The sequence below is a fragment of the Pacificoceanicola algae genome (assembly GCF_049341065.1).
Classification (GTDB): Bacteria; Pseudomonadota; Alphaproteobacteria; order Rhodobacterales; family Rhodobacteraceae; genus Pacificoceanicola.
The window spans coordinates 207,050-230,565 of the sequence record NZ_JBMPIX010000002.1; the positions used below are offsets into that span (position 1 = coordinate 207,050).

The window sequence follows — 23,516 nt, forward strand, 5'->3', positions numbered from 1 at the left end:
AAGTCCATGATGAGCCCTCAACCGGCGCAATTCCTGAATCGCGCGACCCCGCCACATATTGTCACACTTGTCCTGCTGTCCGGCATGTCCGCCTTGGCGATGAACATTTTCATCCCAAGCCTGTCGGCCATGACCGCATGGTTCAACACGGATTACGCCGTGATGCAGTTGGCTGTGGCCGGGTATCTGGCAATGAACGCCGTCATGCAACTGTTCATCGGGCCGATCTCGGACAAACTGGGCCGCCGTCCGGTGGTGCTGGGCGGGATGGCGATCTTCTGCCTCGCAACAGTGGGCTGCATTCTGGCGACGGATGTCACGGTCTTCCTGATCTTCCGCATGGTGCAATCTGCCATTGTCGCCGCGATGGTGCTCAGCCGCGCCGTGGTCCGCGACCTCTATCCCCCGGATGAGGCCGCATCGATGATTGGCTATGTCACCATGGGCATGGCGGTGGTCCCCATGATCAGTCCGGCAATCGGCGGCGTCTTGGCCGAGTCCTTTGGGTGGCAGTCGAATTTCTGGCTGATGCTGATTTTGGGGCTCGGCATCCTTTGGCTGTGCTGGAAGGATCTGGGCGAGACCGCCACCAAGAGCGAGCTTTCCCTTGGCCGGCAATTTGCCGAATACCCGGAACTGTTCCGCAGCCCGCGCTTCTGGGGCTATGCGCTGGCCTGCGCGTTTTCCTCGGGCGCTTTCTTTTCCTATGTTGGCGGCGCCGCCTTTGTCGGCACGCAGGTCTTTGGACTGGACCCGACCGAGCTGGGCCTCTATTTCGGCGCGCCCGCCATAGGCTACGCGCTGGGGAATTTCCTGTCGGGCCGCTATTCCGCCCGGATCGGCATCAACCCGATGATGTTGTATGGCGGCATGATCGTCTCTGGCGGCGTCTTTGTCTCGATGATCGTCTTTTGGGCGGGCCATGGAACGGCGTTGAGCTTTTTTGGCTTCATGACGCTTGTGGGCCTTGGCAACGGGCTGACAATCCCGAACGCCACCTCGGGCATGCTTTCGGTTCGTCCGCATCTGGCGGGAACAGCCAGCGGCCTTGGCGGCGCCATCATGATCGGCGGCGGCGCAGGATTGTCGGCCCTTGCCGGCGCGCTGTTGCAGCCCGGCTCAGGCGCATGGCCGCTCCTGTGGCTGATGTTCCTCTCCGGCACGGCTTCGGTCATCGCGTCGCTTCTGGTCATTGCGCGTGCGCGGCGCATGCGGGGGCTGGACCTGGCCTGAGTTACCTGCAAAGTTGCGATGGGATACCCGCAAAGGTGCAAAGATGGCCCCTCAGAAACTCTATGCCGGCGCCAAGCTGCGCGACATCCGCACGCGCCTGAGCCTGACACAAAAGGACTTTGCCGCCAAGCTGGGCGTCTCCCTGCCCTATCTGAACCAGATGGAGAACAACAACCGCCCCGTCAGCACGACGGTGGTTCTGGCCTTGGCGCAGGAGTTCGGCTTTGACGTCACCGAACTGGGACAGGGCGACAGCGAACGCCTTGTTTCGGACATGCGCGAGGCGCTGGCCGACCCGGTCTTTGCCGAGGCCGCACCGCAACTGGCCGATCTGCGCCTGACCGCCTCGAACGCGCCCGCCCTTGCCCGCGCCTTCCTGTCGCTGCATCGCGCCTATCGCCAAACTCACGAACGCCTTGCCTCGCTGGACGAAGCTTTGGGCCGCGAAGGCGCGCAATTGCAGCCGTCACCGTGGGAAGAGGTGCGCGACTTCTTTCATTATTGCGACAACTATATCGACGCCATGGATCGCGCAGCCGAACATTTCGCCCAGCTTCGCGAGGGCGAGACCGACATCCAAACGGCTGCGGTCGCCCGACTGGCGCAATCCGGGATCACCGTGCGCAAGGCCCGCGCCGCCCCCTTGCGGGCCTATGACGCCGAGCGAAAAGAACTCACCCTGTCGTCGCTCGCGCCCACAGAAACCCAGACTTTTCAACTTCTTGTCCAAGTCGCGCTGCTGCGCCAGAACCAACTGCTTGACGCCACGCTGGACCTTGCGCGCTTTCAGTCGGACGAGGCCCGCGCGATCGCCAAGCTGGGCCTTGCCAATTACTTCGCAGGCGCCGCCATCTTGCCCTACAAGGCCTTTCTTGATGCCGCGCAGGAAACCCGTCACGATCTGGAGCTGTTGGCGGCGCGATTTGGCGCCTCGATCGAACAGGTGGCACATCGCCTGTCCACGCTGCAGCGTCCCGGTGCCAAAGGCGTGCCCTTTTTCTTCGTGCGCGTCGATCAGGCGGGCACGATCACCAAACGCCACTCGGCCACGCGGCTGCAATTCGCCCGCTTTGGCGGCGCCTGCCCGTTGTGGAACGTCCACCGCGCCTTTGAGACACCGGGCCGTTTCCTGCGCCAACTGGCCGAAACGCCGGACGGGGTGCGCTATATTTCTCTGGCGCGGGATGTATCCAAGACCGGCGGGCACTTTGGCGCGCCCGTCCGGCGTTATGCCATCGCCTTGGGGTGCGAAGTGCGTCACGGCGCAGGTCTGGTCTATGCCGACGATCTCGATTTCACCCGCGCCTCGGCTTTTGAACCCATTGGCATCTCATGCCGGATCTGCGAGCGTACCAGCTGTCATCAACGCTCGGTCCCACCTCTGGAAAAACGGCTCTCCATCAACCCGTCGCGCCGCGACACCCTGCCCTACAAACTCGAATAATAGCCCCTGAAAGCAGCAGATCCAGAGCGCGAGGCCGATATGGAACGTCGCCTCTCCCCGGACTGAATAAAAGCGTGCGGAAGCACTCCTTTGGATCAGCCCACCACTGGCGCAAATGGCCAGCGTATCGCCAGATCGCGCATCAAAGCCCGGTCAGTATCATCCACAGGCCCGCTTGCCCAAGGCCGGAACCGCATCCGAAACGCGCCCAGCAAAGTCTCTTCCTGCCCCGGTTCCCAAACATATCCAAAGGTCCGCGCATCGTCCCAGATATCGCCCGGAGCCACCGCGTCAGGCCAGACCGACAATCCCTGCCGCGCCAGCCGCTTCCAGTCAAAGCGCTTTCCCGGGTCAATCTTGCGCCCTAGGGCGGTGTCGGAATGGCCGACAACCCGTTCGGGCCGTACGGCCCAGCGATCCATGATCCCGCGCAGCAATTGTTCAACCACCCGCATCTGCGGTTCGGGAAAGGGCTGCGCGCCGGTATTGGCGATCTCGATCCCGATGGAGCGCGAATTTACATCCGTGACGTCCCCCCAGGCCCCGGCCCCGGCGTGCCAGGCGCGCGCGCCCTCGCAGACCAACTGCCAAAGCCGGCCATCCTCGGCGACAACATAATGCGCCGAAACCTGCGCCTCGGGCGTGCACAGCCAATCGCGGGCGCTGGTCGCGCTGGCCATTGCTGTGTAGTGCAACAGGATCATGTCAGGCTGCGCGCCATCCCGACGCTCAGTAAAATTGGGCGAGCGCCAGTGGACGGCAGAGCCTTCTCCGATCAAGCGGGGTTACCCGTTCCGAGCGGCCCTGAACGGCGCCGGATCCCACGTGCAGGCAAAACCGTCGCCATCGGGGTCCATGCCCTTGCGGTCCTTTTCAGGCCCGCCGAGCGCTAGAAAATCCTCCTGCGCAAGATCGGCCGAGGTATAGCCCGCACAGGCCTTTTGGTATTTGGCATCCGCCCGAAAGCTGGACCGGTCATACAGCGCGGTTCCGCGCGGGTTTGTCGTCCGCAATGCGTATTCCACGATGTTGGGGCGGTTCGTGCCAGGCCGTGTGGGCAGATCCGTTGGCGCAATCACTTGATACTGCGCGCGGTTCTGCGCGATCATTGCCGCGTCATCCTGAATGTCGCGTTGCGCGGACACGGCCGAAAAATCGTTCTCGTCCGAGATCCCCACCGAGTTGGTCACCACCTGCGGCGCCGCATTGGAGGGCGAGGCTTCAACCGGGGCCTGCCCGGAATTGAGCGCCGCCGCGCGTGCCGCCGCCTGACGTTCCGCCTCGGACTCATCGCCCAAAGCCGAGGATTGCACGTCAATCGGGCCCGGAACGGTGGACGGTACACGGCTTCCTCCGCTCAGCGCAGCCTCTCGCTGTGCCTGGTATTCACCATAATCGCCAAAGCCGACGCCGCGCCCGGTGTTCGGAATGCCCGCGGCGCTGTCCGGGACCGAAGGGGAACATGCCGCAAGCGCTAGCGCCGCTGCCAGACCAGAGAAAACATACCGCATCGTCATACTGCCTCGTTATTTCAGAGGGCCTTTACCACCATTTGGCAGGTTTGGCCACAAAGCCAGCCGCTTGCTCAAGGGCGTAGGCGGTATTCAGCAGGTCGCCTTCTTCCCACGGGCGGCCAATCAGTTGCAGCCCCAAAGGCAGCCCCTGCTTGTCGACCCCGGCAGGCACCGCGATGCCCGGAAGACCGGCAAGGTTGACGGTCACGGTGAAGACGTCGTTCAGGTACATCTGCACCGGATCGGCATCCTTCATCTCGCCCAGACCAAAGGCCGCCGAGGGTGTCGCGGGCGTCAGGATCGCATCGACCCCCTGCGCAAAGACGTCCTCAAAGTCCTTCTTGATCAACGTCCGCACCTTGCGCGCACGATTGTAATAGGCGTCGTAAAAGCCAGCCGAAAGCACGTAGGTGCCGACCATCACGCGGCGCTGAACTTCGTGGCCAAAGCCCTCGGCGCGGGTCTTTTCGTACATCTCGGTGATGCCGTCGCCCTGGCTCAGCTTGGCGCGGTGGCCATAACGCACCCCGTCATAGCGCGCGAGGTTGCTGGACGCTTCGGCGGGGGCAATCACATAATAGGCAGGAAGCGCGTATTTGGTGTGCGGCAGGGAAATCTCGACGATTTTCGCGCCTGCATCTTCAAGCATCTTGCGGCCCTCGGCCCAAAGTGCCTCGATCTCATCGGGCATCCCCTCCATGTGATACTCTTTCGGAATACCAATGGTCTTGCCGCGAATATCGCCGGTCAGCATCGCCTCAAAGTCCGGCACTGCCAGATCGGCGCTGGTGCTGTCCTTGGGGTCATGGCCGCACATGGCTTGCAACATGATCGCCGCGTCGCGCACGTCCTTGGTCATCGGTCCGGCCTGATCAAGGCTGGACGCAAAGGCCACGATCCCCCAGCGCGAGCAGCGCCCATAGGTCGGCTTGATCCCCGTGATGCCGGTAAAGGCCGCGGGCTGACGGATCGAGCCACCGGTATCGGTGCCTGTCGCGGCAAGGCAAAGGTCCGCCGCAACAGCCGAAGCCGAACCACCGGACGAGCCGCCGGGCGTCAATTGCGCATCGTCATTACCGCGCCGCCACGGGTTGACGACATTGCCATAACAAGAGGTCTCGTTCGACGAGCCCATGGCGAATTCGTCCATGTTCAGCTTACCCAGCATGACGGCGCCCGCGTCGAACAATTGCGTCGTCACGGTGGATTCGTACTCGGGCTTGAAGCCTTCAAGAATCTTCGACGCCGCCTGCGACGGCACACCCTTGGTGCAGAACAGATCCTTGATACCCAGCGGGATACCGCACATGGCAGGCGCATCCCCTGCCTTGATGCGTGCATCGGCGGCCTTGGCCTGTTCCAGCGCGATTTCGGGGGTGTTGTGAACAAAGGCGTTCAGCGCCCCGGCACCTTCGATGGCGCTCAGGCAAGCTTCGGTCAACTGGGTGCTGGTCACGTCGCCCGCGCGCATTGCATCGCGCGCCTCGGCAATCTTCATCTTGGTCAGATCGGACATTATTCAACCACCTTCGGAACAGCAAAGAACCCTTCGCGGGCATCAGGGGCATTCGCCAGCACTTTGTCCTGCTGGTTGCCGTCCGTCACCACATCCTGACGGCGCTTCAGGCGCATCGGTGTGACCGAGGTCATCGGCTCAACGCCTTCGACGTCCACCTCGTTCAACTGTTCGATGAACCCGAGGATGTTGTTGAATTCCTGCGCCAGCGCGGGCAGCGCGTCATCTTCCACCTTGATGCGGGCGAGCTTGGCCACGCGGGCGGCGGTCTCCGTGTCGATCGACATGCGAGGGGCCTCTTTGCTTGAGTTTGTCCCGGCTTTACCGCCCCGCGCGCCTGCCCGCAAGCATATGGCGCCGCAAAGCGACAGAGATTACGGCCAAGTCGCGCCGTTGCCCGCATCTTCTGCTTTTTGGCAAGACTTGCACAAGCGAGCGCATATCACGGGAGATGGCCACCCCCACTGGACCGTTGCAATGTTCCTGATAGGCTTGGGCAAAACACACGAGGAGAGAGACCATGAATATCCTTTGGCTGGGCCACGGTTCGTTCCGTATCGAGATTGGAGATCAGATCCTGCTGGTCGATCCGTGGATCAACGGTAATCCGATGATGGAAGGGCAGGACAAAGAGGCAGCGATCGCGGGCGCCACGCATATCCTTGTGACCCATGGCCATTTCGATCACACGCAGGACATTGTCGAAATCAGCCAGAAAACCGGTGCCCCCGTTTCGGCCATCTATGAGCTGGCCAATTACCTGCATGGGCAGGGCGCGACCGAGGGCAATGCCTTTAACAAGGGCGGCACGATCACGCTGGGCGATGTGACGGCAACGATGGTCCCGGCCTCGCATTCCTCGTCGATGAGTGCCGATGGCAAGCCGATGTATACCGGGATGGAAACCGGCTTCGTGATCTCGGGCGAAGGCAAGACGCTGTATTTTTCGGGCGACACGACGATCATGGCCGACATGGACTGGATAGGCGACTATTTCCAGCCGGACATCGGCATCCTGTCGGCGGGCGGCTATTACACGATGGACATGAAGGGCGCGGCCTATGCGGCGAAACGCTATTTCAACTTCAAGACGGTGATCCCCTGCCACTACCGCACCTTCCCGGCGCTGGAACAATCCGCCGAGGCGCTGGCCGCCGGGCTTCCGGGGGTCGACGTGATCGAGCCGCAGGTCTTGCAGGCGATCACACTTTAACGCGCGCCACGGTGAATGGGTTTGGGGCAGGAAATCCATTCACCGCAAACGTCCCCAGAAGCGCGACAAGGCGTCAGGGTATCATCGCGCCTTTTCGGTCGAACGTCGCGGTGTCGGCGGTCAGATCGTCATAGGTGATCTCGACCTTGATCGTCTCGATCGAGCCAAGCGGGTAGGACTTGTAGATCGCCGTCGGATCATCGGTCATCGCGTTCGGGGCGTTGGTGTCCTCGTGACAGGCCTCCATCGGCCATTCTTCGGGCGGGCCGCCGTTCATGCTGACATGAATCGCAACAAGGCCGCAGCGCCACGACATCAGGTGCGACAGGTACAGCAAATCCTTGCCGTCATATTCGCGCACCGCAATCCAATTGGCGCGGGTCATTTCAAGGATCGGCTTCACTTCGGTTGCGGTGGTGAAACGCCCGGTGGGGACCTGACTTTCCGCCTGATACCTCGGGGTTTCGGCCGCCACCGCACCGCTGGAGGGGGCCGCCTGCGCGCTGGCACTACTGACACTGGACATGGGCGTGACGGCGGCGACTTCTGCCTCCTTACCTTGCCCACCGCCAAGCGCCATCGAAAGGACGATCAAGAAAATATCCAGCATGAAACACCTCTTGCAAATCGCGGCAGTTGGCGCTTTTGGCGCGTACCGATCCCGCATATAGTGCCGAAAAATTGGCAACGAGCAGACCCAGAATGGCACGAAATCCGGCCAAGCCTCAATCGGTGAATATCCTGATCGTCGGACAGGCCGGTCGTCTGCAATACGAGGCGATCCTCTTTGCCGCTTCGCTGGCGCACAGCGGAACGCAGATTGGCAAGGGCAAGGGTTTTCGGCTTTTCGTGGCCGAACCCCAGCCCTCGGCCCTCTGGCCCGGCGATCCGCGCATCAAAGACCCGGATGTGCGCGCGCTTCTGGAAACGCTCAAGGCGACGATCCTTCCGTTCGAGAACAAGCACTTTGGCGCTGATTACCCCTATGGCAACAAGATCGAGGCCCTGTTGGCCCTGCCCAAAGGCGAGCCTTTCGTGTTTTTCGATACGGATACGCTGATCCTGGACGATCTGGCATCGGTGCCTTTCGACTTTGCCCGCCCCACGGCTTCGCTGCGCCGCGAGGGTACCTGGCCCGAACTGGAAATTTACGGCCCCGGGTACACACAGATCTGGAAATCGCTGTACGACCGGTTCGGGCTCGATTTCCAAAGCTCGCTCGATCTGTCCGAACCCGACGAATACTGGCGCCGCTATCTCTATTTCAACGCGGGCTTTTTCTTTTACCAATGCCCGCAAGTCTTTGGGCAGCGCTTTCTTGATTACGCCGTTGAAATCCGCGACGACCCGCCCGAAGAGTTGACCCTGCAATCGCTTGATCCGTGGCTGGATCAGGTCGCGTTACCATTGGTCATCCACGCGTTGGGCGGCGGCAGGGACACCCTGCCCGAAGGCTTTCTGGATGGCGCGGTCAGTTGCCATTACCGCACGCTGCCGCTGCTTTACGCGCGCGAAGATCAGGCGATCGTCGATTACCTCGAAGAGATCGCCGCGCCGAACCGCGTCAAGAAAGTGCTCAAACACTATGACCCGTTCAAACGCCTGATCTACCAGAACCGCGGCGACAAGGTACGCGGGCTTTTCGATCAAGGCGACCTGCCCCGCAAGGAAAAGGCCATCCGCAACAAGATCAAGCGTGAAGGCTTCTGGTTGCGTTAGGTGCGCGGCAAAAGTCATGGTATTCTGTTCCTTGCGAACAGGAGGATTTGCCATGGACAAGGCTGTGACCGTGCTGGTTGGCACGACCAAGGGATTGTTCTTGCTGCGCTCGGACGCGGATCGACAGTCATGGCGCACCTCGGGGCCGATGTGTGGCGGATGGGGCATCAACCACGCGCTGGGAGATCCCGAAACCGGGCAGATCTGGGCGGCAGGCGGTGGCAATTTTTTCGGCGCAGGGGTCTGGCGATCTGAGGACGACGGCGAGACATGGACCCTGTCCAAACTGGCCGATGGCGAGATGGACGAATGGATGCGCAGCGACCCGGAAACCGCCAAGGTGTTGGGAATGGAGCCGACCCCGCCCGGCCCCTTCAGTGGCGAGGTCGATGCGCTGTGGTCGCTTGGCCGCGCGAATGGCACGCTTTACACCGGGGGCAAGCCGGGGATGCTTTATTCCAGCAGGGACGACGGCCAGACCTGGGATCGCGTCGAAGGCATCACCAACCACCCCACCCGCGACGCCTGGACCCCGGGTGCGGCTGGCATGACACTGCACAGCTTTGTCAGCTCTCCCAACGATCCCAAGCGCATGTGGATCGGCATTTCCGCCGCCGGCGTTTTTGCCACCGAGGATGGCGGCGCGACATGGGAGCGGCGCAACCGGCTGTCCAATGCCGAGGCCTGCGGCCATCACCACCATCCAGCAGCCCCGCGCGACGGCGAAACCGGGCATTGCGTGCACAATATCCAAAGTGGCGGCGGCGATCTGTTGTACCAGCAAAACCACCACGGTGTGTTCCGGTCCCGCGATGGCGGGCGCAGCTGGGACGACGTCACCGAAGGGCTGCCCTCGACCTTTGGCTTTCCGATCGCCGTGCATCCCGGTCAGCCCGAGACCATCTGGACTTTCCCGCTAAACGGCGACACCGCCGGACGTTTTCCGCCCGATGCCTCGGCGGCGGTCTGGCGGTCGCGCGACGGCGGCGACACCTGGGAGGCCTGCCGCAATGGGCTGCCACAGGAGACCTGCTTTTTTACCGTGCTGCGTCAAGCGATGGCAGTCGATGCCCAATCCGAGCCGGGTCTGTATTTCGGCACCAACTCGGGGTCGGTCTTTGCCAGTCTGGACGAGGGCGACAGCTGGGACGAGATCGCCCGCCACCTGCCCACGGTCCTTTGCGTCGAGACAGTCACCGAAGTCTGATCAGGACATGGCGTGCAGGCGACCTTGGCTGAACACAAACGCCGGGCGCGGCTGCGCATCACCGGGATTCAGGCGGTAAACCATGTCGGACTGCGGGTGCGGTTCGGACAGGCGAATCTCCATCCACTGCCGAAGCACTTCGATCCCGTCCGAATTGGAGACCGGGACAAAATCCACCGATTGCCGCGACGGCGCTGCCAGATAAATCGGCCCGGTATCATGCGCAGCCATGACGTGGCCAATCACCACCGGCGCCAGCAAAAGGCTGCTGCCCAGCCATTCGAAATCGTCGATCTCAAGCGACATCATCCCGTGACCCGAGGTGTACATGGCCAGCCCTGTCAGTGCCTTGGCAAAGTTTTCTTCGGCGGCGTCCCATGCCGCGTCCAGTGCGATACCCGCCTCTTGCAACATGTCGTCCGTGACCATCGCCGTATGCGCCCCTTCGTCCGACATCAGCACCGCGAGGCAATCGCCGGGGCCCGGGCGCGTTACGGGTTCGGCGCCGCTGCTGAGCGGGAAATTGCGGTGCCGCAGCGCCGGGTACAGACGGTCGCGCGACAGGCTGGGGGCGCCACTGGCCAGTTTGGTGACCATACGGATGAAATCGCGAATGCGCGCTTCGGCCTCGGGCCTTGGCAATTGGCCGACCAGTTCGGTGGCCAGGTTGCCCAGATGCACCACCCCCGGTTCAGCGCCTTCGCTTTGGACCAACAGTCGGTTGGGATCCTCCTGCGCTGGCGTGATCTCGGCCCCGATCAGCGCGTCATGCAATCCGGCGATCACATGGGTACGCAGCGCTTCGACGGTTTTGAAGGCGGGGGCAGAACGGTGGTAAAATTCGGGCATGGCTGCTCATTCCATTGTCTGCTCTTTCCCTGGCAGTTTCCCGGTCGAATTGGGCAGCGGAATGACAGCAAGTGCAAATCTTCGCGGCGAAACAATAGCCGCCGCCACAACTTTGTGTTGGGAAACTGTCCCTGAACCTGAAAGTTGGGCAGGAAAGCCACCTTTCCGGGCTGCTGGGGCGTTGTGGGCCTGCGTACAATCGCATACCTCTTGGCAAAGACAATTGGAGGGAGGATTCCATGACCGACGGACCAAGCTACGGCTTTGACACGCTGCAAATCCACGCGGGCGCACGCCCTGACCCGGCAACCGGCGCACGGCAGGTGCCGATTTACCAGACCACGGCCTATGTGTTCCGCGATGCCGAACACGCCGCAGCGCTCTTCAACCTGCAAGAGGTCGGCTATATCTATTCGCGGCTGACCAACCCCACCGTGGCCGCATTGCAGGAACGTGTCGCCACGCTTGAAGGCGGCGCAGGCGCGGTTTGCTGTTCGTCCGGCCATGCGGCCCAGATCATGGCCCTGTTCCCGCTGATGGCACCGGGGCGCAATGTGGTCGTCTCGACGCGGCTTTATGGCGGTTCGATCACCCAGTTCAGCCATACCATCAAGCGCTTTGGCTGGTCGGCCAAGTTTGTCGACTTTGACGATCTGGACGCCATCGCTGCCGCCATCGACGACGACACCCGCGCCGTCTTCTGTGAAAGCATCGCCAACCCGGGCGGCTATATCACCGATCTCGACGCGGTGGCGAAAGTGGCTGATGCTGCGGGCCTGCCGCTGATCGTCGACAACACCTCGGCCACGCCGTACCTGTGCCGCCCGATCGAGCATGGCGCGACCCTAGTGGTGCATTCGATGACCAAATACCTGACAGGCAATGGCACCGTCACCGGTGGCTGTGTCGTGGACAGCGGCACATTCGACTGGTCCGCCAGCGACAAGTTCCCCTCGCTCTCGGCGCCCGAGCCAGCCTATCACGGCCTCAAGTTCCACGAGACCTTTGGCCCGCTGGCCTTTACCTTCCACGGTATCGCAATCGGCCTGCGCGATCTGGGCATGACGCTGAACCCGCAGGCGGCGCATTACACGTTGATGGGGATCGAAACCCTGTCGCTGCGCATGGCGCGCCACGTCGAAAACGCCTCCCGCGTCGCCAGTTGGCTGGAAAACCACCCGGCGGTCGATCATGTGACTTATGCTGGCCTCGCTTCGTCGCCCTACAACAACCGGGTTTCGCGGATCTGCCCCAACGGCGCGGGCGGGCTGTTCACCGTCGCGCTGAAGGGCGGCTATGATTCCTGCCTCAAGTTCGTCGACGCGCTGGAGATTTTCAGCCATGTGGCGAATCTGGGCGACACCCGCAGCCTTGTGATCCACTCGGCCAGCACCACCCACCGCCAGCTGACCGAAGAGCAGCAGATCGCGGCGGGCGCGGCGCCGAACGTGGTGCGGATTTCCATCGGCATCGAAGACGCCGACGATCTGATCGCCGATCTGGATCAGGCGCTGAACAAAGCCTCGGTCTGATGCATCTTGTGGTGGCGGGGCAAACCCCGCCGCCGCTATTCGCCGATCTGAAAGACCATCGTCACCTGTCCGCGCAGGGTGATCTCTCCGGCAGCAATCGGCACGCGCGCGGCTTCCATCATTGCAACGGGCATATCGCGCGACGACACCATGGGCGTCGCTGAATCGGTGATCCTCAGAACCGGCCCAAGTCCAACCCCCGCCGCGCCGGAATAAAGCCGGGCCTTTTCCATGGCATCGCGCACAGCAAGCCGGCGGGCTTCATCCTGCAAGGGGCGCGGGTCCTGCACATCAAAGCTCAGGTTGTTGAGGCTGTTGGCGCCGTCATCCAGTACCGCCTTGAGAACATCGCCCAGCCCGTCCAGATCGCGTACCCTGATCGTCAGCATATTCGACGCTTCATAGCCCTGAAATTCGCGCCCGCCATTGATCGAGCTGTTTTCCCAACGCTCATCCAGCCGCAGCGAACTGGTTTGGATATCCCGCGCCGCGATGCCCATTCCAGTCAGTCGCGCCATGATCGTCTCAAGCGCGTCTGATGTCTTGTTCATCGCCCCGACGGCTGTCTTGTCCTGCGCCCGTGCACCCAGAGAAATCTGCGCCATATCGGGAACGGCAGTCACCGAGGCTTCGCCGGTGACGGTCATGGTGCGCGGCGCCTGTTCCTGTGCAATTGCCGCAACGGGCAAGGCAATCATGGCGGCTGCTATCAGGGTTAGGGGACGCATGGAAAAGCTCCTGTCGGTCTAAGGTCGACGCACTGTCGCCGCCTCGGCCAAATGCCGCAAGCCCAAGTGACGGCTTTTCTTTTCCTCGGCAAAAGCTTGCTCTATACTAACCCCCTACAGGAATATGACTCCAACTGCCGAGGCAGGACTGCTAGAGACCGCCCATGGTACCGATTTTCGCGCTCTCCCTTTCTTTTGAAGGCATCGTGCTCTTGCGCCATATGGATGGTGTGTGGGCAAAGATCGCCGAGGTGGCTTTGGATGCTCCCGATCTGGAGGCCGAAGTTATTGGCCTGCGCGATCAGGCTCTTGCCCTTGATCCGGAGGGCGCAAAGGTTGCCCTGATCATCCCCAACGAACAGATCCGGTATCTGGACGCCCCCGATCCCGGCGGCGATGCCGAGGCGCGTGATGCTGCGATCCGGACGGCGCTGGATGGCGCGACGCCCTATGCGGTCGATGAACTGGCCTATGACCATGCGGTCGATCGTGGACGCCTGTTGATTGCCGCCGTTGCCCAGGAAACCCTTGACGAAGCAGAGAAATTTGCACGCCAGCACGGGTTCGAAGGCGTGTCCTACATGGCGCAGGCCCCGGAATATGCCTTCAAGGGCGCGGTCTTTTTTGGCAAAGTCAAAAGCTGGAAAGGCCGTACCAAGCGGCTGCCGCAACCCATCGAAATCGTCGCCCCGAATGAAGCGGCCCTGACCCCGGTTGCACAGCCCGACCCCGAACCGGAAACCGCCGCACCTGAACAACCCGAGGCTCAGCCCGCGCCAGAAGAGCCGCCCATGCCCGAGGAACGGCTCGCAGCCGCGGCCCCCTCGGCGGCGCTCCCGGACCCGGTCGTCACGCAGGAGCCCCCCGCCCCGAAACCCGCAGCGGAGCCCGAAGCCGAACCTGTCCCGGCGCCGGAACCTGCCGAAACGCTCAAGACCGACGCAGAGGCGGACGCTCCGCCTCCTGCACCGGAAAAACCGTCGGGCGACATCCAGCCGCCCGCTCAGGCGGATCCGGATGTCGGGGCGAACTTTTACTTCTCGACCGTCCGCGCGGCATTGGCCGAAGACGGCGCGGCAAACAAACTGACCAAGGCGACGCGGCCCGAAGTGCAAACCCGCTTCACCCCAGTGGTCGGGCCGGCAAAACCTGCCGCAGATCCAAACAGCACGCCCAAACCTGCGCCAAATATCAAAGAACTGGCTGCCCGCGAACGTGCCGTAGCCTTGGCTGCGCGGGTTCCCGGAACCAATTCGGACTTGGGCGACGCGCCGCCCCTGCCCGGCGCAACCGGCCGCAGGTTTACCCCATCCAATTCGCCCGACTCGAATCTCAAGGGCGCAGCAGTCACCTCGGGCTCGATCGAGGCTGATACCGACAATGCTGGTCAGAAAAGTGGGGCTGCGGCCGCTGCGAAAAAGTTCCTGACGCGCGGCAGCAAACCCACCGAAAAAGCTGCACAGCCCAAGGACATCCCGCCGCTGGGCAAGCCCGCTCCGGCACTTGGCGCCAAAGACCCATTGCCCGCGCCCAAGGTCGGTGCGCTTCCCAAAGCCCCCGGCACACCATCCGTTTCGGCGCCACAAGGTCAGGATCGTGCGCCCGACCCCATCAGCGCCCCGGTTGCCAAGCCCGAGACGGCATCGGCCAAGGGATTTGGCAAAATGGCAGCGCTTCGCGGCGCCTCGCTCAATAAACCCGCCCCCGAGCCAGACCCCATCCCTGCAAAGCAACGCAAGGCACCGTTTGCCAAGGTTGCAGCTTTCCGAGGCGGCAAATCGGATAAGTCCGGCGCTGCAACCCCTGCACTCAATCCGGCAAGCGCGACCGCTCTGACGCCTGAGGACGAAGCCGCGCGCATGACCGTTTTCGGGGCGCGCAATCAGGAAATCGGCGGCAAACCGCGTTTTCTTGGATTGATGCTGACCGCCGCGCTGCTGTTGTTCCTTGCAGGCGTCGCCGCTTGGGCCTCGGTCTTTTTGCAAGATGGGTTAGCCGGCTTGTTCCGCAGCAATGACGCCCCGGTCGAGGCGGTCGCGAGCCTGCCAGATACCGCGCAACCGGTTGCCAGTCCCGACCCGGAGACCACCACAACGCTTGCGGCGCCAACTACGGACGAGCCCGCGAAAGACGTGCAGGTGGCCGCGCTGGAGACTGCGCCAGACGCGGGGCAAACACCCCCTCCGCTGGCACAACCTGCGCCGACACAGGCCCTGACACCCGAACAGGCTGCCGCGACCTATGCCGCCACGGGCATCTGGCAGCGCTCGCCGGGCGCACCGATGACGCCGCCAGAAGATGGCGTGGATGAGGTCTATGCCGCCTCCATCGACCCGGATGTGCAAGAGCTTGACGCCATCGCCCTGCCCGATCCGCTGAACATGGCGCAGGAACCGATGTTTCAGGATCCTGGTTTGCCGCCGCCAGCGGACATGGTGTTCAACTTTGATGCGCGCGGCCTCATCAAAGCCACGCCCGAGGGCGGTCTGACACCGGACGGCTTGCGCATCTATGCTGGTCTGCCGCCCGCCGTGCCACCAAACCGCCCCGCATTCAATGCGCAGAAATCGCCCGACTCTGCGGCGCCCGACGCCAAAAATCCGCTCTCAAATACGCGCCCCGAAGCGCGTCCAAGCGATCTGGTTGAACAACGCGAACGTGCAACCCAGACCGGTATTTCCAAGGCGGAACTTGCCAGTCTGCGCCCGGTTCTGCGCCCTCAGACGGCTCAGGAACAGGCGGTCGTCGATACACCTGAAAGCCCGGCCACCGAGCTTGCCGTCGACAATTCACTGCTGCCGGTCACCCGCCCCCGTAATATGAGCGCCATCGTCAGCCGGACCGAAGCGCGTCGGGAAGAACAAGAGGCCGTCCAGACAGCCTCGGCTGCTGCGGTTGCCCCGCGCACGGTTCAGCCCAGCGGCACCACAGCGGGCAGCGTCGCGCGCTCTGCCACGGTGCGAAACGCAATCAACCTCGGGAAAGTCAGCTTGATTGGGGTCTACGGAACGCCCTCGAATCGTCGCGCATTGGTGCGCCTGCCCAGCGGTCAATACAAGAAGGTCAAAGTCGGAGACACCTTCGACGGTGGCCGCGTTGCCGCGATCAGCGAATCGGAATTGCGCTATGTGAAAAGCGGTCGCAACGTGACCCTCAAGATGCCGCGCGGCTAAGACGCTTTTCCAAATATGCGCAAAAAGCACCCACAGTGACGGGCCAGCCCTTTGCATTTCGTGTTGCACGCTCGGGTCCAAAAACTTGTGACAGCGATGCCATGTCGAGTTCAGGCTCCCGAAAAATATTCGTGAGCCTCGCATGATAAATGTCGGCTATGCGGGACAAAACTGCCAATCAAGACCTCCGTTTGAACGGCCGCTTCTTGTTTCTGGCGCAGTTCAGACCATTGCCGCACCCATCAGGGCAGGCAGGCTTTGCTCAGCTACTGGTCACCTGCTTTCGCATTGAGACGGTGTTGCCAGTTCGAGAAACCTCAGCCCAACCCAAGTGCTGGTAAAGTCGAACATTCTCGGGCATATCGACGTGGGTATTCAGACGCATTTCGCTGAATCCTTGCCGTTTGGCTTCGTGCTCTGAAAGCTCGATCAATTTGCGCCCCAAACCTTTGCCATCATGATCGGGATGAACAGCAAGATTCGCAAGTTTCATGAAACCATCACCGGCGACAAGAACGAGACCAGCTATGATCTCGTCGCTCTTCGCGGCAACCCAAACCTGATTGTCGGCAATGTCTTGCGCACATCCGTCGGAAACAGCGGGCAGATCGGAGATACGCTCGGCGTATTTTGCATAGGCCGCGTCAATACAGGCCGCCAATGCACTAGCGTCCGCCGCCTGTGCAGGGCGTATGATCGGATTTTGAGTCGCCAAAATTGTTGCCATCGTTCGGGTTTGTTCGAAGTGCTTACTTTCTTAGCGCAGAAGCAAGAACCATCGAAGTGAACATTGGTGCGTAGCGCAGCGTCGGGCTCTCTGAGCTCAAACCGAACCTACGCGCTTTGAGCCTCGGCACTTACCTGCACCACGAAATGCAAAGGACTGGAGTGCCGGGCGCTTTTCTTTATTACGCCCGGCTCTGAATTATTCAGCTGCTTTCAACTCGCCATTGGCGATCTGTTCGCGTTCGATCGATTCGAACAGAGCCTTGAAGTTCCCCTCGCCGAAACCGTCGTCGCCTTTGCGCTCGATGAACTCGAAAAAGATCGGGCCAATCACGGTCTTCGAGAAGATCTGCAACAGAATGCGCGTCTCGCCGCCATCGACCACGCCTTCGCCATCAATCAGGATGCCGTATTTCTTCATCCGGTCCACAGGCTCATCATGCCCGACCACCCGGTCATACGAGAGGTCGTAATAGGCATCCGGCGGGCCCGGCATGAAGTTAAGCCCATTGTCGGCAATGGCATCCGTCGAGTCATAGATATTCCGCGCGCCAACAGCGATGTGCTGAATGCCTTCGCCTTTGTATTTCTTGAGATAGGCCACGATCTGGCCTTTCTCATCCCGGTCCTCATTGATCGGAATACGGATTCGGCCGCAAGGCGAGGTCAGCGCGCGGCTGGTCAGGCCAGTGTACTTGCCCTCGATATCGAAGAACCGGATTTCGCGGAAGTTGAACAGTTTCTGGTAGAAAGCGAACCACGTATCCATGTTCCCTTTGAACACGTTGTGCGTCAGGTGATCGAGGTAATAGAAGCCCACGCCGCGCGGCTTGCTTTGTTTGATCCAGTCAAACTCGACGTTGTAGGGTGAGGTGTCGTAATACTGGTCGGTGAAGTAGATCAGGCTGCCGCCGATCCCCTTGATCGCGAGCCAATCCACGGTCTTGTCCGGGCCTTCATAGGGCTCTGCACCGTTCTTCACCGCATGGTCAAAGGCGTGCTGCGCATCCACCACGCGCCAAGCCATCGAAGGGGCACAGGGGCCATGGTCATCAACGAACTTGGCGGCAAAACTGCCCGGTTCGGCGTTGAGGACATAGGTGATATCGCCCTGCTGCCAAAGTTCGATCTGCTTGCTCTTGTGATTGGCGACGTGTTCATAACCCATCCTGGCGAACAGATCGCGCAGCTCTTGCGGATTGGGATGGGCAAATTCGACAAATTCAAAGCCATCGGTGCCAGCGGGGTTTTCGGCCGTGATGGTCGATTGCGGGGCGTCGTGCGGGAAAGGTCCCATGATGTTCCTCCTGAATGCGCGTGTTGCCCCAATGGTAGTGTATTAGCCACGCGGATTGCGCGCATTCTGGCGCACTATCAGGACTTGAATGCATCTTGCACGCGCCGTATCTCTATTACATGCAAGAATCCCGCACGCCTCTCGATGCCGTCGACAAGGCCCTCCTGATCGAGCTTCAGAAAAACGCGCAGGCCACGGCGCAGGAACTGAGCGAACGGCTTAACCTGTCGGCCAGTCAGATCGGCCGACGTCGCCAACGTCTTGAGGAATGCGGATTGATCCAAGGCTACCGCGCGCGGCTTGATCCCGGGCGGCTTGGCCTTGATGTGCAGGCCTTTGTGCAAGTCCAACTGGCAACACATGGCGCGGAACAGGGGGCAAGCTTTACCAGCCTGCTGCGCACTCGGGCCGAAATCACCTCAGCCTGGACCATGACGGGCGAGGCCGATTACCTGCTGCGGGTCTATTGCCCGGACCTGACATCGCTAAACCGGTTGATCCACCAAGTCCTTCTGGCCCATCCCAGCGTCGCTCGGGTGCACAGCCAGATCGTCATGGACCAACCGAAAGCGGATGCACCGCTGCCAGTGGGGTAAAGGCCGCCTTCTACCTGTTCAGAACGGCACGTCGTCCGCCGAGCAGATATACCGCGCCACAACTTTCTTGGTGCCCGCCTTGTCGAAAGCGATTTCCAGCTTGTCGCCCTCGATCCCGAGAATGGCGCCGTACCCGAATTTGTCGTGGAACACGCGTTCACCCACCGTATAGGCGCTGACCGCCTCCAGATCGATGATCTGCGTGCGGCTTTCGCGCGGCTGGCTGACCGGGCGTTCGGATTGACGGGTTTGCAGGCGCTTCCACCCCGGAGAGTTGTAGACATTGGCCGAAGCAACGCGGCTTTCCATGCCCGAGGACATGCCCGCGCTGGCTGCCGCCCCATAACCGCCGCCGTACAGGCCCGGAGGGGTCAGCACCTCAACGTGGTCTTCGGGCAATTCATCGACGAAACGCGACGGCATTTGCGATTGCCACTGGCCAAAAACCCGCCGGTTCCCGGCAAATGAGATCGTACAGACCTCCTCGGCGCGGGTGATGCCGACATAGGCAAGCCGCCGTTCCTCCTCCAGTCCCTTCACGCCGCTTTCATCCATCGAACGTTGCGAGGGAAACAGCCCGTCCTCCCAGCCCGGCAGGAAGACCACCGGAAATTCCAGCCCCTTGGCGGCGTGCAGGGTCATGATCGAAACCTTGGCGCCGCCATCGTCACTGTCATTGTCCATGACAAGGCTGACGTGTTCCAGAAACCCCTGAATATTCTCAAAGCTTTCCAGCGCCTTGACCAATTCCTTGAGGTTTTCGAGCCGACCCGGCGCCTCGGGTGTCTTGTCGTTCTGCCACATCCCGGTATAGCCGGATTCGTCCAGAATGATCTGCGCAAGCTCCACATGGCTGACTTCGGGTTCGGTGCGCATCGGTTGGGCGAGATCGTCCAGAACGTCATCGTTGTCGACCGCGACCGCGCTGCGCATCATCCGCCCCCAGCGCGCGATATCAACCACGAATTGTCCCAGGGCCTTGGCGCCCTTGCCCTTGATCGCCCCCTGTTCGACCGCGATTGCGGCCCCGTCCAGCAGCGAAACGCCGTTCGCCCGTGCGATCTGTTGGATGGTCTGTTGCGCCTTGTCGCCAAGCCCGCGTTTGGGCGTGTTGACCACGCGCTCAAACGCCAGATCATCGGTTGGAGAAATCACCAGCCGGAAATACGCCATGGCATCGCGAATCTCCATCCGCTCGTAAAAGCGCGGTCCGCCGATTACCCGGTAAGGCAGACCGATGGTCAGAAAGCGATCTTCAAAGGCCCGCATCTGGTGCGATGCGCGCACCAGAATCGCCATGTCATCAAGGCTGAAACTGCGCATCCCGCGCGTTCCGCTCTGCATGGACTCGATCTCTTCTCCGATCCAGCGCGCCTCTTCCTCACCGTCCCAATGACCGATCAGGCGAACCTTCTCGCCCTCTTCGGCCTGGGTCCACAGTTCCTTGCCAAGCCGGTTGGAATTGCCGCGAATGACCGAAGAGGCCGCGGCCAGGATATGCGGGGTCGAGCGGTAGTTCTGCTCAAGCCGGACCACATGCGCGCCCTCGAAATCCTTCTCGAAACGCAGAATGTTACCCACCTCGGCGCCGCGCCAGCCATAGATCGACTGGTCATCATCGCCGACGCAGCAGATGTTGCGATGCCGTTGCGCCAGAAGCCGCAACCACATGTACTGGGCGACGTTGGTATCTTGATATTCGTCCACAAGGATGTAGCGGAACCAGCGCTGATACTGCTCCAACACATCGTCATGGGTCTGGAAGATCACCACCATGTGCAGCAGCAGATCGCCAAAATCCACGGCGTTCAATTCGCGCAGGCGGGTCTGGTACTGGGCATAAAGCTCGGGCGCGCGATGGTTGTAGGCCCCGGCGTCTGCCGCCGGGATCTTATCCGGGGTGATCGCACGGTTTTTCCAGCCGTCGATCACTCCGGCCAACTGCCGCGCAGGCCAGCGTTTGTCGTCGATCCCCGCCGCCTGCACCAGCTGCTTGAGCAAGCGCAACTGATCGTCGGTGTCCAAAATGGTAAAGTTCGACTTCAGCCCGACCAGTTCGGCGTGGCGCCGCAACAGCTTGACACAGATCGAATGGAAGGTGCCCAGCCAGGGCATCCCCTCGACCGTCTGGCCCAACATCCGACCGACACGGTTTTTCATCTCGCGCGCGGCCTTGTTGGTGAAGGTTACCGACAGAATCTCGTTCGGGCGGGCGCGCCCGGTGGTCAACAGGTGCACGATGCGCGCGGTCAGCGCCTTGGTCTTGCCCGTCCCTGCCCCGGCCAGCATCAAGACGGGGCCATCCAGAGCCTCAACCGCCTCGCGCTGCGCGGGGTTCAGCTCGTCCAGATAGGGCATCGGGCGCGCCGCCATGGCACGGGCCGAAAGGCTTGCCCCCTCGAAGGCATCGAATTCGTCAAAACTGCTCATGGCCCGAACAATAGCGCCGTCGCGCACCAAACGAAAGCCACGTTCGCACAATGTTCCCGGTTTCTTTGCGCCGGAAATTTCCCGGATCGGGCGCGCCGCGCGGCTTTTCCGGTCCGTCCAAAAGCCGCCTCTGGACAATTGCGCTTAACCGCCCCCAAATACACCCATGGATCTGGACCTGACCTACCCCGCCGTATCGGACCTGCGCCTCAAAGCCCGCAGGCGCATTCCGCATTTTGCCTTTGAGTATCTCGACAGCGCCACCGGGGCCGAGCTTCAGGCCAAGCGCAATCGCGACGCGCTGGATGCGGTGCATTTCTTGCCCGACATCTTGCCCGGCAAGGTCGATCCGGATTTCACGACGCGCTTTATGGGCACCGAGTACAGCCGCCCCTTTGGCATCGCGCCAGTGGGCATGTCCGGCCTGATGTGGCCGGGGGCCGAGCGGATGCTGGCCCGGCATGCTGCGCAGACGCGCATTCCCTACAGCATTTCGACCGTCGCCACCCGCCTGCCCGAAGAGATTGGGCCGATTGCGGGCGACATGGGGTGGTATCAGCTTTATTGCCCGGCAGACCCCGAAATTCGCCGCGATATCCTGAAACGAGCCAGGGACAGCGGATTTACCAAACTCATCCTGACGGTGGACGTGCCCGACGATTCGCGGCGCGAACGGCAGCGCCGTGCCAAGCTGACCATGCCACCCAAGATCACCCCGCGAGTGATTTGGGAGGTGCTGACACACCCGGAATGGTCGCTGAAAACGCTGCGCACAGGTGCGCCGCGCATCGTTCTGCCGGAAAGCTATCTAAGCCAGGCCGATGCGCGATCCAGCCTGGCACATGCGGGCCATGTCATTCGCGGAACGCCGGATTGGGACACGCTGAAAGCGCTGCGCGAAGATTGGGACGGCGATATGCTGGTCAAGGGCGTGATGTGCCCCGACGCGGCCAAACGATTGGTTTCCGAAGGGGTCGACGGGCTCTGGGTTTCGAACCACTCGGCCCGTCAGTTCGAGGCCGGTCCCGCCGCCATCGACGAATTGCCCAAGGTCAGGGCCGCCGTGGGACCGGAGATTCCGATCCTTTTCGACAGCGGAGTGGCGTCGGGGATGGATATCTTGCGCGCCCTTGCCCTTGGGGCTGATTTCGTGATGCTCGGCCGAGCCTGGCACTACGCCGTGGCGGCCTTGGGTGAACAAGGCCCGGCGCATTTGATGCATATCCTGACGGACGACATGAAGCTGAACATGGCGCAGATGGGCACGCACCGGTTGCAAGACCTCGCAGGGCGGCTGATCCGAGCCACGGGGTGATCTAGCCCGAGATGCGCAGTTCGCGGAAGCTGTTGAGGAAACTGGTCAAGAGCACACCCACCCGGCGATCTTCAATTGCGTCGGGCATACGGTCGGCCATCAGTTCGCGCAGATCGTCAACAGCGCCCGCGTGATCCTCAATCAGATCCTCGGGGCGAGCATAGCCCATGGTCCATTGGCCAAAGACCCGCTCGGACGCCAGCAGCCTCGACAGAACCGTCACGGCGCAATGTCTCGGGTCGCGCGAGATCGCGCCAAAAAGCGCCTCCACATCGCCGATCGGCCCCTCCAGTACCTGAAAAAAACTATCTTCGTGACAAACAAGGAAACCGGTAATCCCAAGCTCCAAATTTTTTTTGCGGGCTTTGGCCAAAAGCACCTCGATGTCCGCAGAACGGAAATGCTCGATTGCGGTGCTCAGATAAACAAGTCGCAAGATTTCTGGTTTCGACATGACTGGCCCCCGAATTTGAAAAGACTCTAGCAGTCAAAGTTTACCGCACTGCTAAAGACGCTCCCCGCTGTCACGGGCGCGGTCTGGCGGATTCCTTTCCGGAAACGATTGGCGTCACGCCGCGATCGAGCAATCGCGCACACCGCGCAGAAAACTTGTCATCAGTACGCGAAGCCCCGGGTCCGAGGTCTGCTTGCACACCATGTTCCGGAGCGCAGCAAGATCCGTTTGCAGCCCCTCGCTTAGCATCGAGGGGTTGGCCCAGCCCATCGCCCAGTCGCCGAACAGGCGTTTGTCGGTGTCGTCACGGACCGCCGTGACAACACTGCAGTGACGTTGATCGCACAAAATCCTGCTGTAGACAGCGTCGACCGCTTCCTTCGGGCCTTCCAAGGTCTGCAGGAAATTTCTGTCGTGATACAACAGCATGCCGGTCACGCCGACCGCCACGTTGTTGCTGCGTGCCTTGACCAAAAGCTCATCCAGTTCCTGAGGTCGAAAGGGCCGTGTGGCCACGCTGAAATAGGTGATCCTGAACAATCGTTGTGACATCGCGTGCTCTGACTAGGA

Annotated in this window: 21 protein-coding genes; 9 read left to right on the forward strand and 12 right to left on the reverse strand. The window is 61.6% G+C overall.

Annotated features, from left to right (window positions below):
- The first annotated feature begins 6 nt into the window (after positions 1–6).
- Positions 7–1,233 (forward strand): multidrug effflux MFS transporter, encoded by a 1,227-nt coding sequence (locus ACOYQJ_RS03520; RefSeq protein WP_422904621.1) that lies wholly within the window; start codon positions 7–9, stop codon positions 1,231–1,233.
- 43 nt (positions 1,234–1,276) lie between these two features.
- Positions 1,277–2,677, forward strand: coding sequence for a helix-turn-helix domain-containing protein (locus tag ACOYQJ_RS03525; RefSeq protein ID WP_422904622.1), 1,401 nt, complete (start codon positions 1,277–1,279; stop codon positions 2,675–2,677).
- Between the two features lie 95 nt (positions 2,678–2,772).
- Here the strand turns inward: ACOYQJ_RS03525 and ACOYQJ_RS03530 are convergent, their stop codons facing one another.
- From ACOYQJ_RS03530 to gatC, 4 genes are read right to left on the reverse strand one after another with little or no spacing between them, the layout of a single operon-like run.
- Complete coding sequence (locus ACOYQJ_RS03530; protein ID WP_500797223.1) at positions 2,773–3,453, reverse strand: N-acetylmuramoyl-L-alanine amidase; 681 nt, start codon at positions 3,451–3,453, stop codon at positions 2,773–2,775.
- 9 nt (positions 3,454–3,462) lie between these two features.
- A complete protein-coding gene (locus tag ACOYQJ_RS03535; protein WP_422904624.1) occupies positions 3,463–4,194 on the reverse strand; it encodes a hypothetical protein in 732 nt (243 codons plus the stop codon).
- A gap of 25 nt (positions 4,195–4,219) precedes the next feature.
- Positions 4,220–5,707, reverse strand: a complete 1,488-nt coding sequence (gatA, locus tag ACOYQJ_RS03540; protein WP_422904625.1) for an Asp-tRNA(Asn)/Glu-tRNA(Gln) amidotransferase subunit GatA — start codon at positions 5,705–5,707, stop codon at positions 4,220–4,222.
- Complete coding sequence (gatC, locus tag ACOYQJ_RS03545; RefSeq protein ID WP_422904626.1) at positions 5,707–5,994, reverse strand: Asp-tRNA(Asn)/Glu-tRNA(Gln) amidotransferase subunit GatC; 288 nt, start codon at positions 5,992–5,994, stop codon at positions 5,707–5,709. The genes gatA and gatC overlap by 1 nt, the downstream gene beginning before the upstream one ends.
- A 233-nt stretch (positions 5,995–6,227) precedes the next feature.
- On the opposite strand from gatC, the gene ACOYQJ_RS03550 reads away from it, so the two are divergent.
- Positions 6,228–6,920 (forward strand): metal-dependent hydrolase, encoded by a 693-nt coding sequence (locus ACOYQJ_RS03550; RefSeq protein WP_422904627.1) that lies wholly within the window; start codon positions 6,228–6,230, stop codon positions 6,918–6,920.
- Between the two features lie 73 nt (positions 6,921–6,993).
- Here ACOYQJ_RS03550 and ACOYQJ_RS03555 read toward each other — a convergent pair whose 3' ends face one another.
- Complete coding sequence (locus tag ACOYQJ_RS03555) at positions 6,994–7,530, reverse strand: hypothetical protein (protein ID WP_422904628.1); 537 nt, start codon at positions 7,528–7,530, stop codon at positions 6,994–6,996.
- Between the two features lie 92 nt (positions 7,531–7,622).
- Here ACOYQJ_RS03555 and ACOYQJ_RS03560 point away from each other — a divergent pair, with 92 nt between their 5' ends.
- Together ACOYQJ_RS03560 and ACOYQJ_RS03565 are read left to right on the forward strand one after the other, a co-directional pair.
- On the forward strand, positions 7,623–8,639 hold the full coding sequence (locus tag ACOYQJ_RS03560; RefSeq protein WP_422904629.1) for a GT-B fold glycosyltransferase domain-containing protein: 1,017 nt from the start codon (positions 7,623–7,625) through the stop codon (positions 8,637–8,639).
- Between the two features lie 52 nt (positions 8,640–8,691).
- Complete coding sequence (locus ACOYQJ_RS03565) at positions 8,692–9,846, forward strand: beta propeller repeat protein (protein ID WP_422904630.1); 1,155 nt, start codon at positions 8,692–8,694, stop codon at positions 9,844–9,846.
- Here the strand turns inward: ACOYQJ_RS03565 and ACOYQJ_RS03570 are convergent, their stop codons facing one another.
- Entirely contained in the window at positions 9,847–10,695 is an 849-nt protein-coding gene (locus tag ACOYQJ_RS03570; RefSeq protein WP_422904631.1) for a hypothetical protein, read from the reverse strand.
- A gap of 239 nt (positions 10,696–10,934) precedes the next feature.
- On the opposite strand from ACOYQJ_RS03570, the gene ACOYQJ_RS03575 reads away from it, so the two are divergent.
- Complete coding sequence (locus tag ACOYQJ_RS03575) at positions 10,935–12,227, forward strand: O-acetylhomoserine aminocarboxypropyltransferase/cysteine synthase family protein (RefSeq protein WP_422904632.1); 1,293 nt, start codon at positions 10,935–10,937, stop codon at positions 12,225–12,227.
- Positions 12,228–12,262: 35 nt separating this feature from the next.
- On the opposite strand, the gene ACOYQJ_RS03580 is transcribed toward ACOYQJ_RS03575, so the two are convergent.
- Positions 12,263–12,955, reverse strand: a complete 693-nt coding sequence (locus tag ACOYQJ_RS03580) for an SIMPL domain-containing protein (protein ID WP_422904633.1) — start codon at positions 12,953–12,955, stop codon at positions 12,263–12,265.
- A gap of 164 nt (positions 12,956–13,119) precedes the next feature.
- Between ACOYQJ_RS03580 and ACOYQJ_RS03585 the strand changes: the two genes are divergently transcribed.
- Positions 13,120–16,128: a hypothetical protein gene (locus tag ACOYQJ_RS03585; protein ID WP_422904634.1), complete on the forward strand. Its 3,009-nt coding sequence runs from the start codon at positions 13,120–13,122 to the stop codon at positions 16,126–16,128.
- 262 nt (positions 16,129–16,390) lie between these two features.
- Here ACOYQJ_RS03585 and ACOYQJ_RS03590 read toward each other — a convergent pair whose 3' ends face one another.
- Both ACOYQJ_RS03590 and hppD read right to left on the reverse strand, forming a co-directional pair.
- A complete protein-coding gene (locus ACOYQJ_RS03590; protein WP_422904635.1) occupies positions 16,391–16,855 on the reverse strand; it encodes a GNAT family N-acetyltransferase in 465 nt (154 codons plus the stop codon).
- Positions 16,856–17,053: 198 nt separating this feature from the next.
- Positions 17,054–18,151: a 4-hydroxyphenylpyruvate dioxygenase gene (hppD, locus tag ACOYQJ_RS03595; RefSeq protein WP_422904636.1), complete on the reverse strand. Its 1,098-nt coding sequence runs from the start codon at positions 18,149–18,151 to the stop codon at positions 17,054–17,056.
- A gap of 119 nt (positions 18,152–18,270) precedes the next feature.
- Between hppD and ACOYQJ_RS03600 the strand changes: the two genes are divergently transcribed.
- Complete coding sequence (locus ACOYQJ_RS03600) at positions 18,271–18,747, forward strand: Lrp/AsnC family transcriptional regulator (protein WP_422904878.1); 477 nt, start codon at positions 18,271–18,273, stop codon at positions 18,745–18,747.
- 18 nt (positions 18,748–18,765) lie between these two features.
- Here ACOYQJ_RS03600 and ACOYQJ_RS03605 read toward each other — a convergent pair whose 3' ends face one another.
- Positions 18,766–21,177: an ATP-dependent helicase gene (locus tag ACOYQJ_RS03605; RefSeq protein WP_422904637.1), complete on the reverse strand. Its 2,412-nt coding sequence runs from the start codon at positions 21,175–21,177 to the stop codon at positions 18,766–18,768.
- Positions 21,178–21,343: 166 nt separating this feature from the next.
- On the opposite strand from ACOYQJ_RS03605, the gene ACOYQJ_RS03610 reads away from it, so the two are divergent.
- On the forward strand, positions 21,344–22,492 hold the full coding sequence (locus ACOYQJ_RS03610) for an alpha-hydroxy acid oxidase (protein WP_422904638.1): 1,149 nt from the start codon (positions 21,344–21,346) through the stop codon (positions 22,490–22,492).
- A gap of 1 nt (position 22,493) precedes the next feature.
- On the opposite strand, the gene ACOYQJ_RS03615 is transcribed toward ACOYQJ_RS03610, so the two are convergent.
- Both ACOYQJ_RS03615 and ACOYQJ_RS03620 read right to left on the reverse strand, forming a co-directional pair.
- Complete coding sequence (locus ACOYQJ_RS03615) at positions 22,494–22,946, reverse strand: BLUF domain-containing protein (protein WP_422904639.1); 453 nt, start codon at positions 22,944–22,946, stop codon at positions 22,494–22,496.
- Positions 22,947–23,060: 114 nt separating this feature from the next.
- Entirely contained in the window at positions 23,061–23,498 is a 438-nt protein-coding gene (locus ACOYQJ_RS03620; RefSeq protein WP_422904640.1) for a BLUF domain-containing protein, read from the reverse strand.
- Positions 23,499–23,516 lie beyond the last annotated feature (18 nt).

Excerpts from the sequence above, each read along its gene's own strand:
- ACOYQJ_RS03585 (WP_422904634.1), top strand. The coding sequence starts at position 13,120 with ATGGTACCGATTTTCGCGCTCTCCCTTTCTTTTGAAGGCATCGTGCTC.
- ACOYQJ_RS03600 (WP_422904878.1), top strand. The coding sequence starts at position 18,271 with ATGCAAGAATCCCGCACGCCTCTCGATGCCGTCGACAAGGCCCTCCTG.
- ACOYQJ_RS03590 (WP_422904635.1), bottom strand. The coding sequence starts at position 16,855 with ATGGCAACAATTTTGGCGACTCAAAATCCGATCATACGCCCTGCACAG.
- ACOYQJ_RS03550 (WP_422904627.1), top strand. The coding sequence starts at position 6,228 with ATGAATATCCTTTGGCTGGGCCACGGTTCGTTCCGTATCGAGATTGGA.
- ACOYQJ_RS03555 (WP_422904628.1), bottom strand. The coding sequence starts at position 7,530 with ATGCTGGATATTTTCTTGATCGTCCTTTCGATGGCGCTTGGCGGTGGG.
- ACOYQJ_RS03620 (WP_422904640.1), bottom strand. The coding sequence starts at position 23,498 with ATGTCACAACGATTGTTCAGGATCACCTATTTCAGCGTGGCCACACGG.
- hppD (WP_422904636.1), bottom strand. The coding sequence starts at position 18,151 with ATGGGACCTTTCCCGCACGACGCCCCGCAATCGACCATCACGGCCGAA.
- ACOYQJ_RS03575 (WP_422904632.1), top strand. The coding sequence starts at position 10,935 with ATGACCGACGGACCAAGCTACGGCTTTGACACGCTGCAAATCCACGCG.
- ACOYQJ_RS03605 (WP_422904637.1), bottom strand. The coding sequence starts at position 21,177 with ATGAGCAGTTTTGACGAATTCGATGCCTTCGAGGGGGCAAGCCTTTCG.
- ACOYQJ_RS03560 (WP_422904629.1), top strand. The coding sequence starts at position 7,623 with ATGGCACGAAATCCGGCCAAGCCTCAATCGGTGAATATCCTGATCGTC.
- gatC (WP_422904626.1), bottom strand. The coding sequence starts at position 5,994 with ATGTCGATCGACACGGAGACCGCCGCCCGCGTGGCCAAGCTCGCCCGC.
- ACOYQJ_RS03525 (WP_422904622.1), top strand. The coding sequence starts at position 1,277 with ATGGCCCCTCAGAAACTCTATGCCGGCGCCAAGCTGCGCGACATCCGC.
- ACOYQJ_RS03615 (WP_422904639.1), bottom strand. The coding sequence starts at position 22,946 with ATGTCGAAACCAGAAATCTTGCGACTTGTTTATCTGAGCACCGCAATC.
- ACOYQJ_RS03520 (WP_422904621.1), top strand. The coding sequence starts at position 7 with ATGATGAGCCCTCAACCGGCGCAATTCCTGAATCGCGCGACCCCGCCA.
- ACOYQJ_RS03535 (WP_422904624.1), bottom strand. The coding sequence starts at position 4,194 with ATGACGATGCGGTATGTTTTCTCTGGTCTGGCAGCGGCGCTAGCGCTT.
- ACOYQJ_RS03570 (WP_422904631.1), bottom strand. The coding sequence starts at position 10,695 with ATGCCCGAATTTTACCACCGTTCTGCCCCCGCCTTCAAAACCGTCGAA.
- ACOYQJ_RS03565 (WP_422904630.1), top strand. The coding sequence starts at position 8,692 with ATGGACAAGGCTGTGACCGTGCTGGTTGGCACGACCAAGGGATTGTTC.
- ACOYQJ_RS03610 (WP_422904638.1), top strand. The coding sequence starts at position 21,344 with ATGGATCTGGACCTGACCTACCCCGCCGTATCGGACCTGCGCCTCAAA.
- gatA (WP_422904625.1), bottom strand. The coding sequence starts at position 5,707 with ATGTCCGATCTGACCAAGATGAAGATTGCCGAGGCGCGCGATGCAATG.
- ACOYQJ_RS03580 (WP_422904633.1), bottom strand. The coding sequence starts at position 12,955 with ATGCGTCCCCTAACCCTGATAGCAGCCGCCATGATTGCCTTGCCCGTT.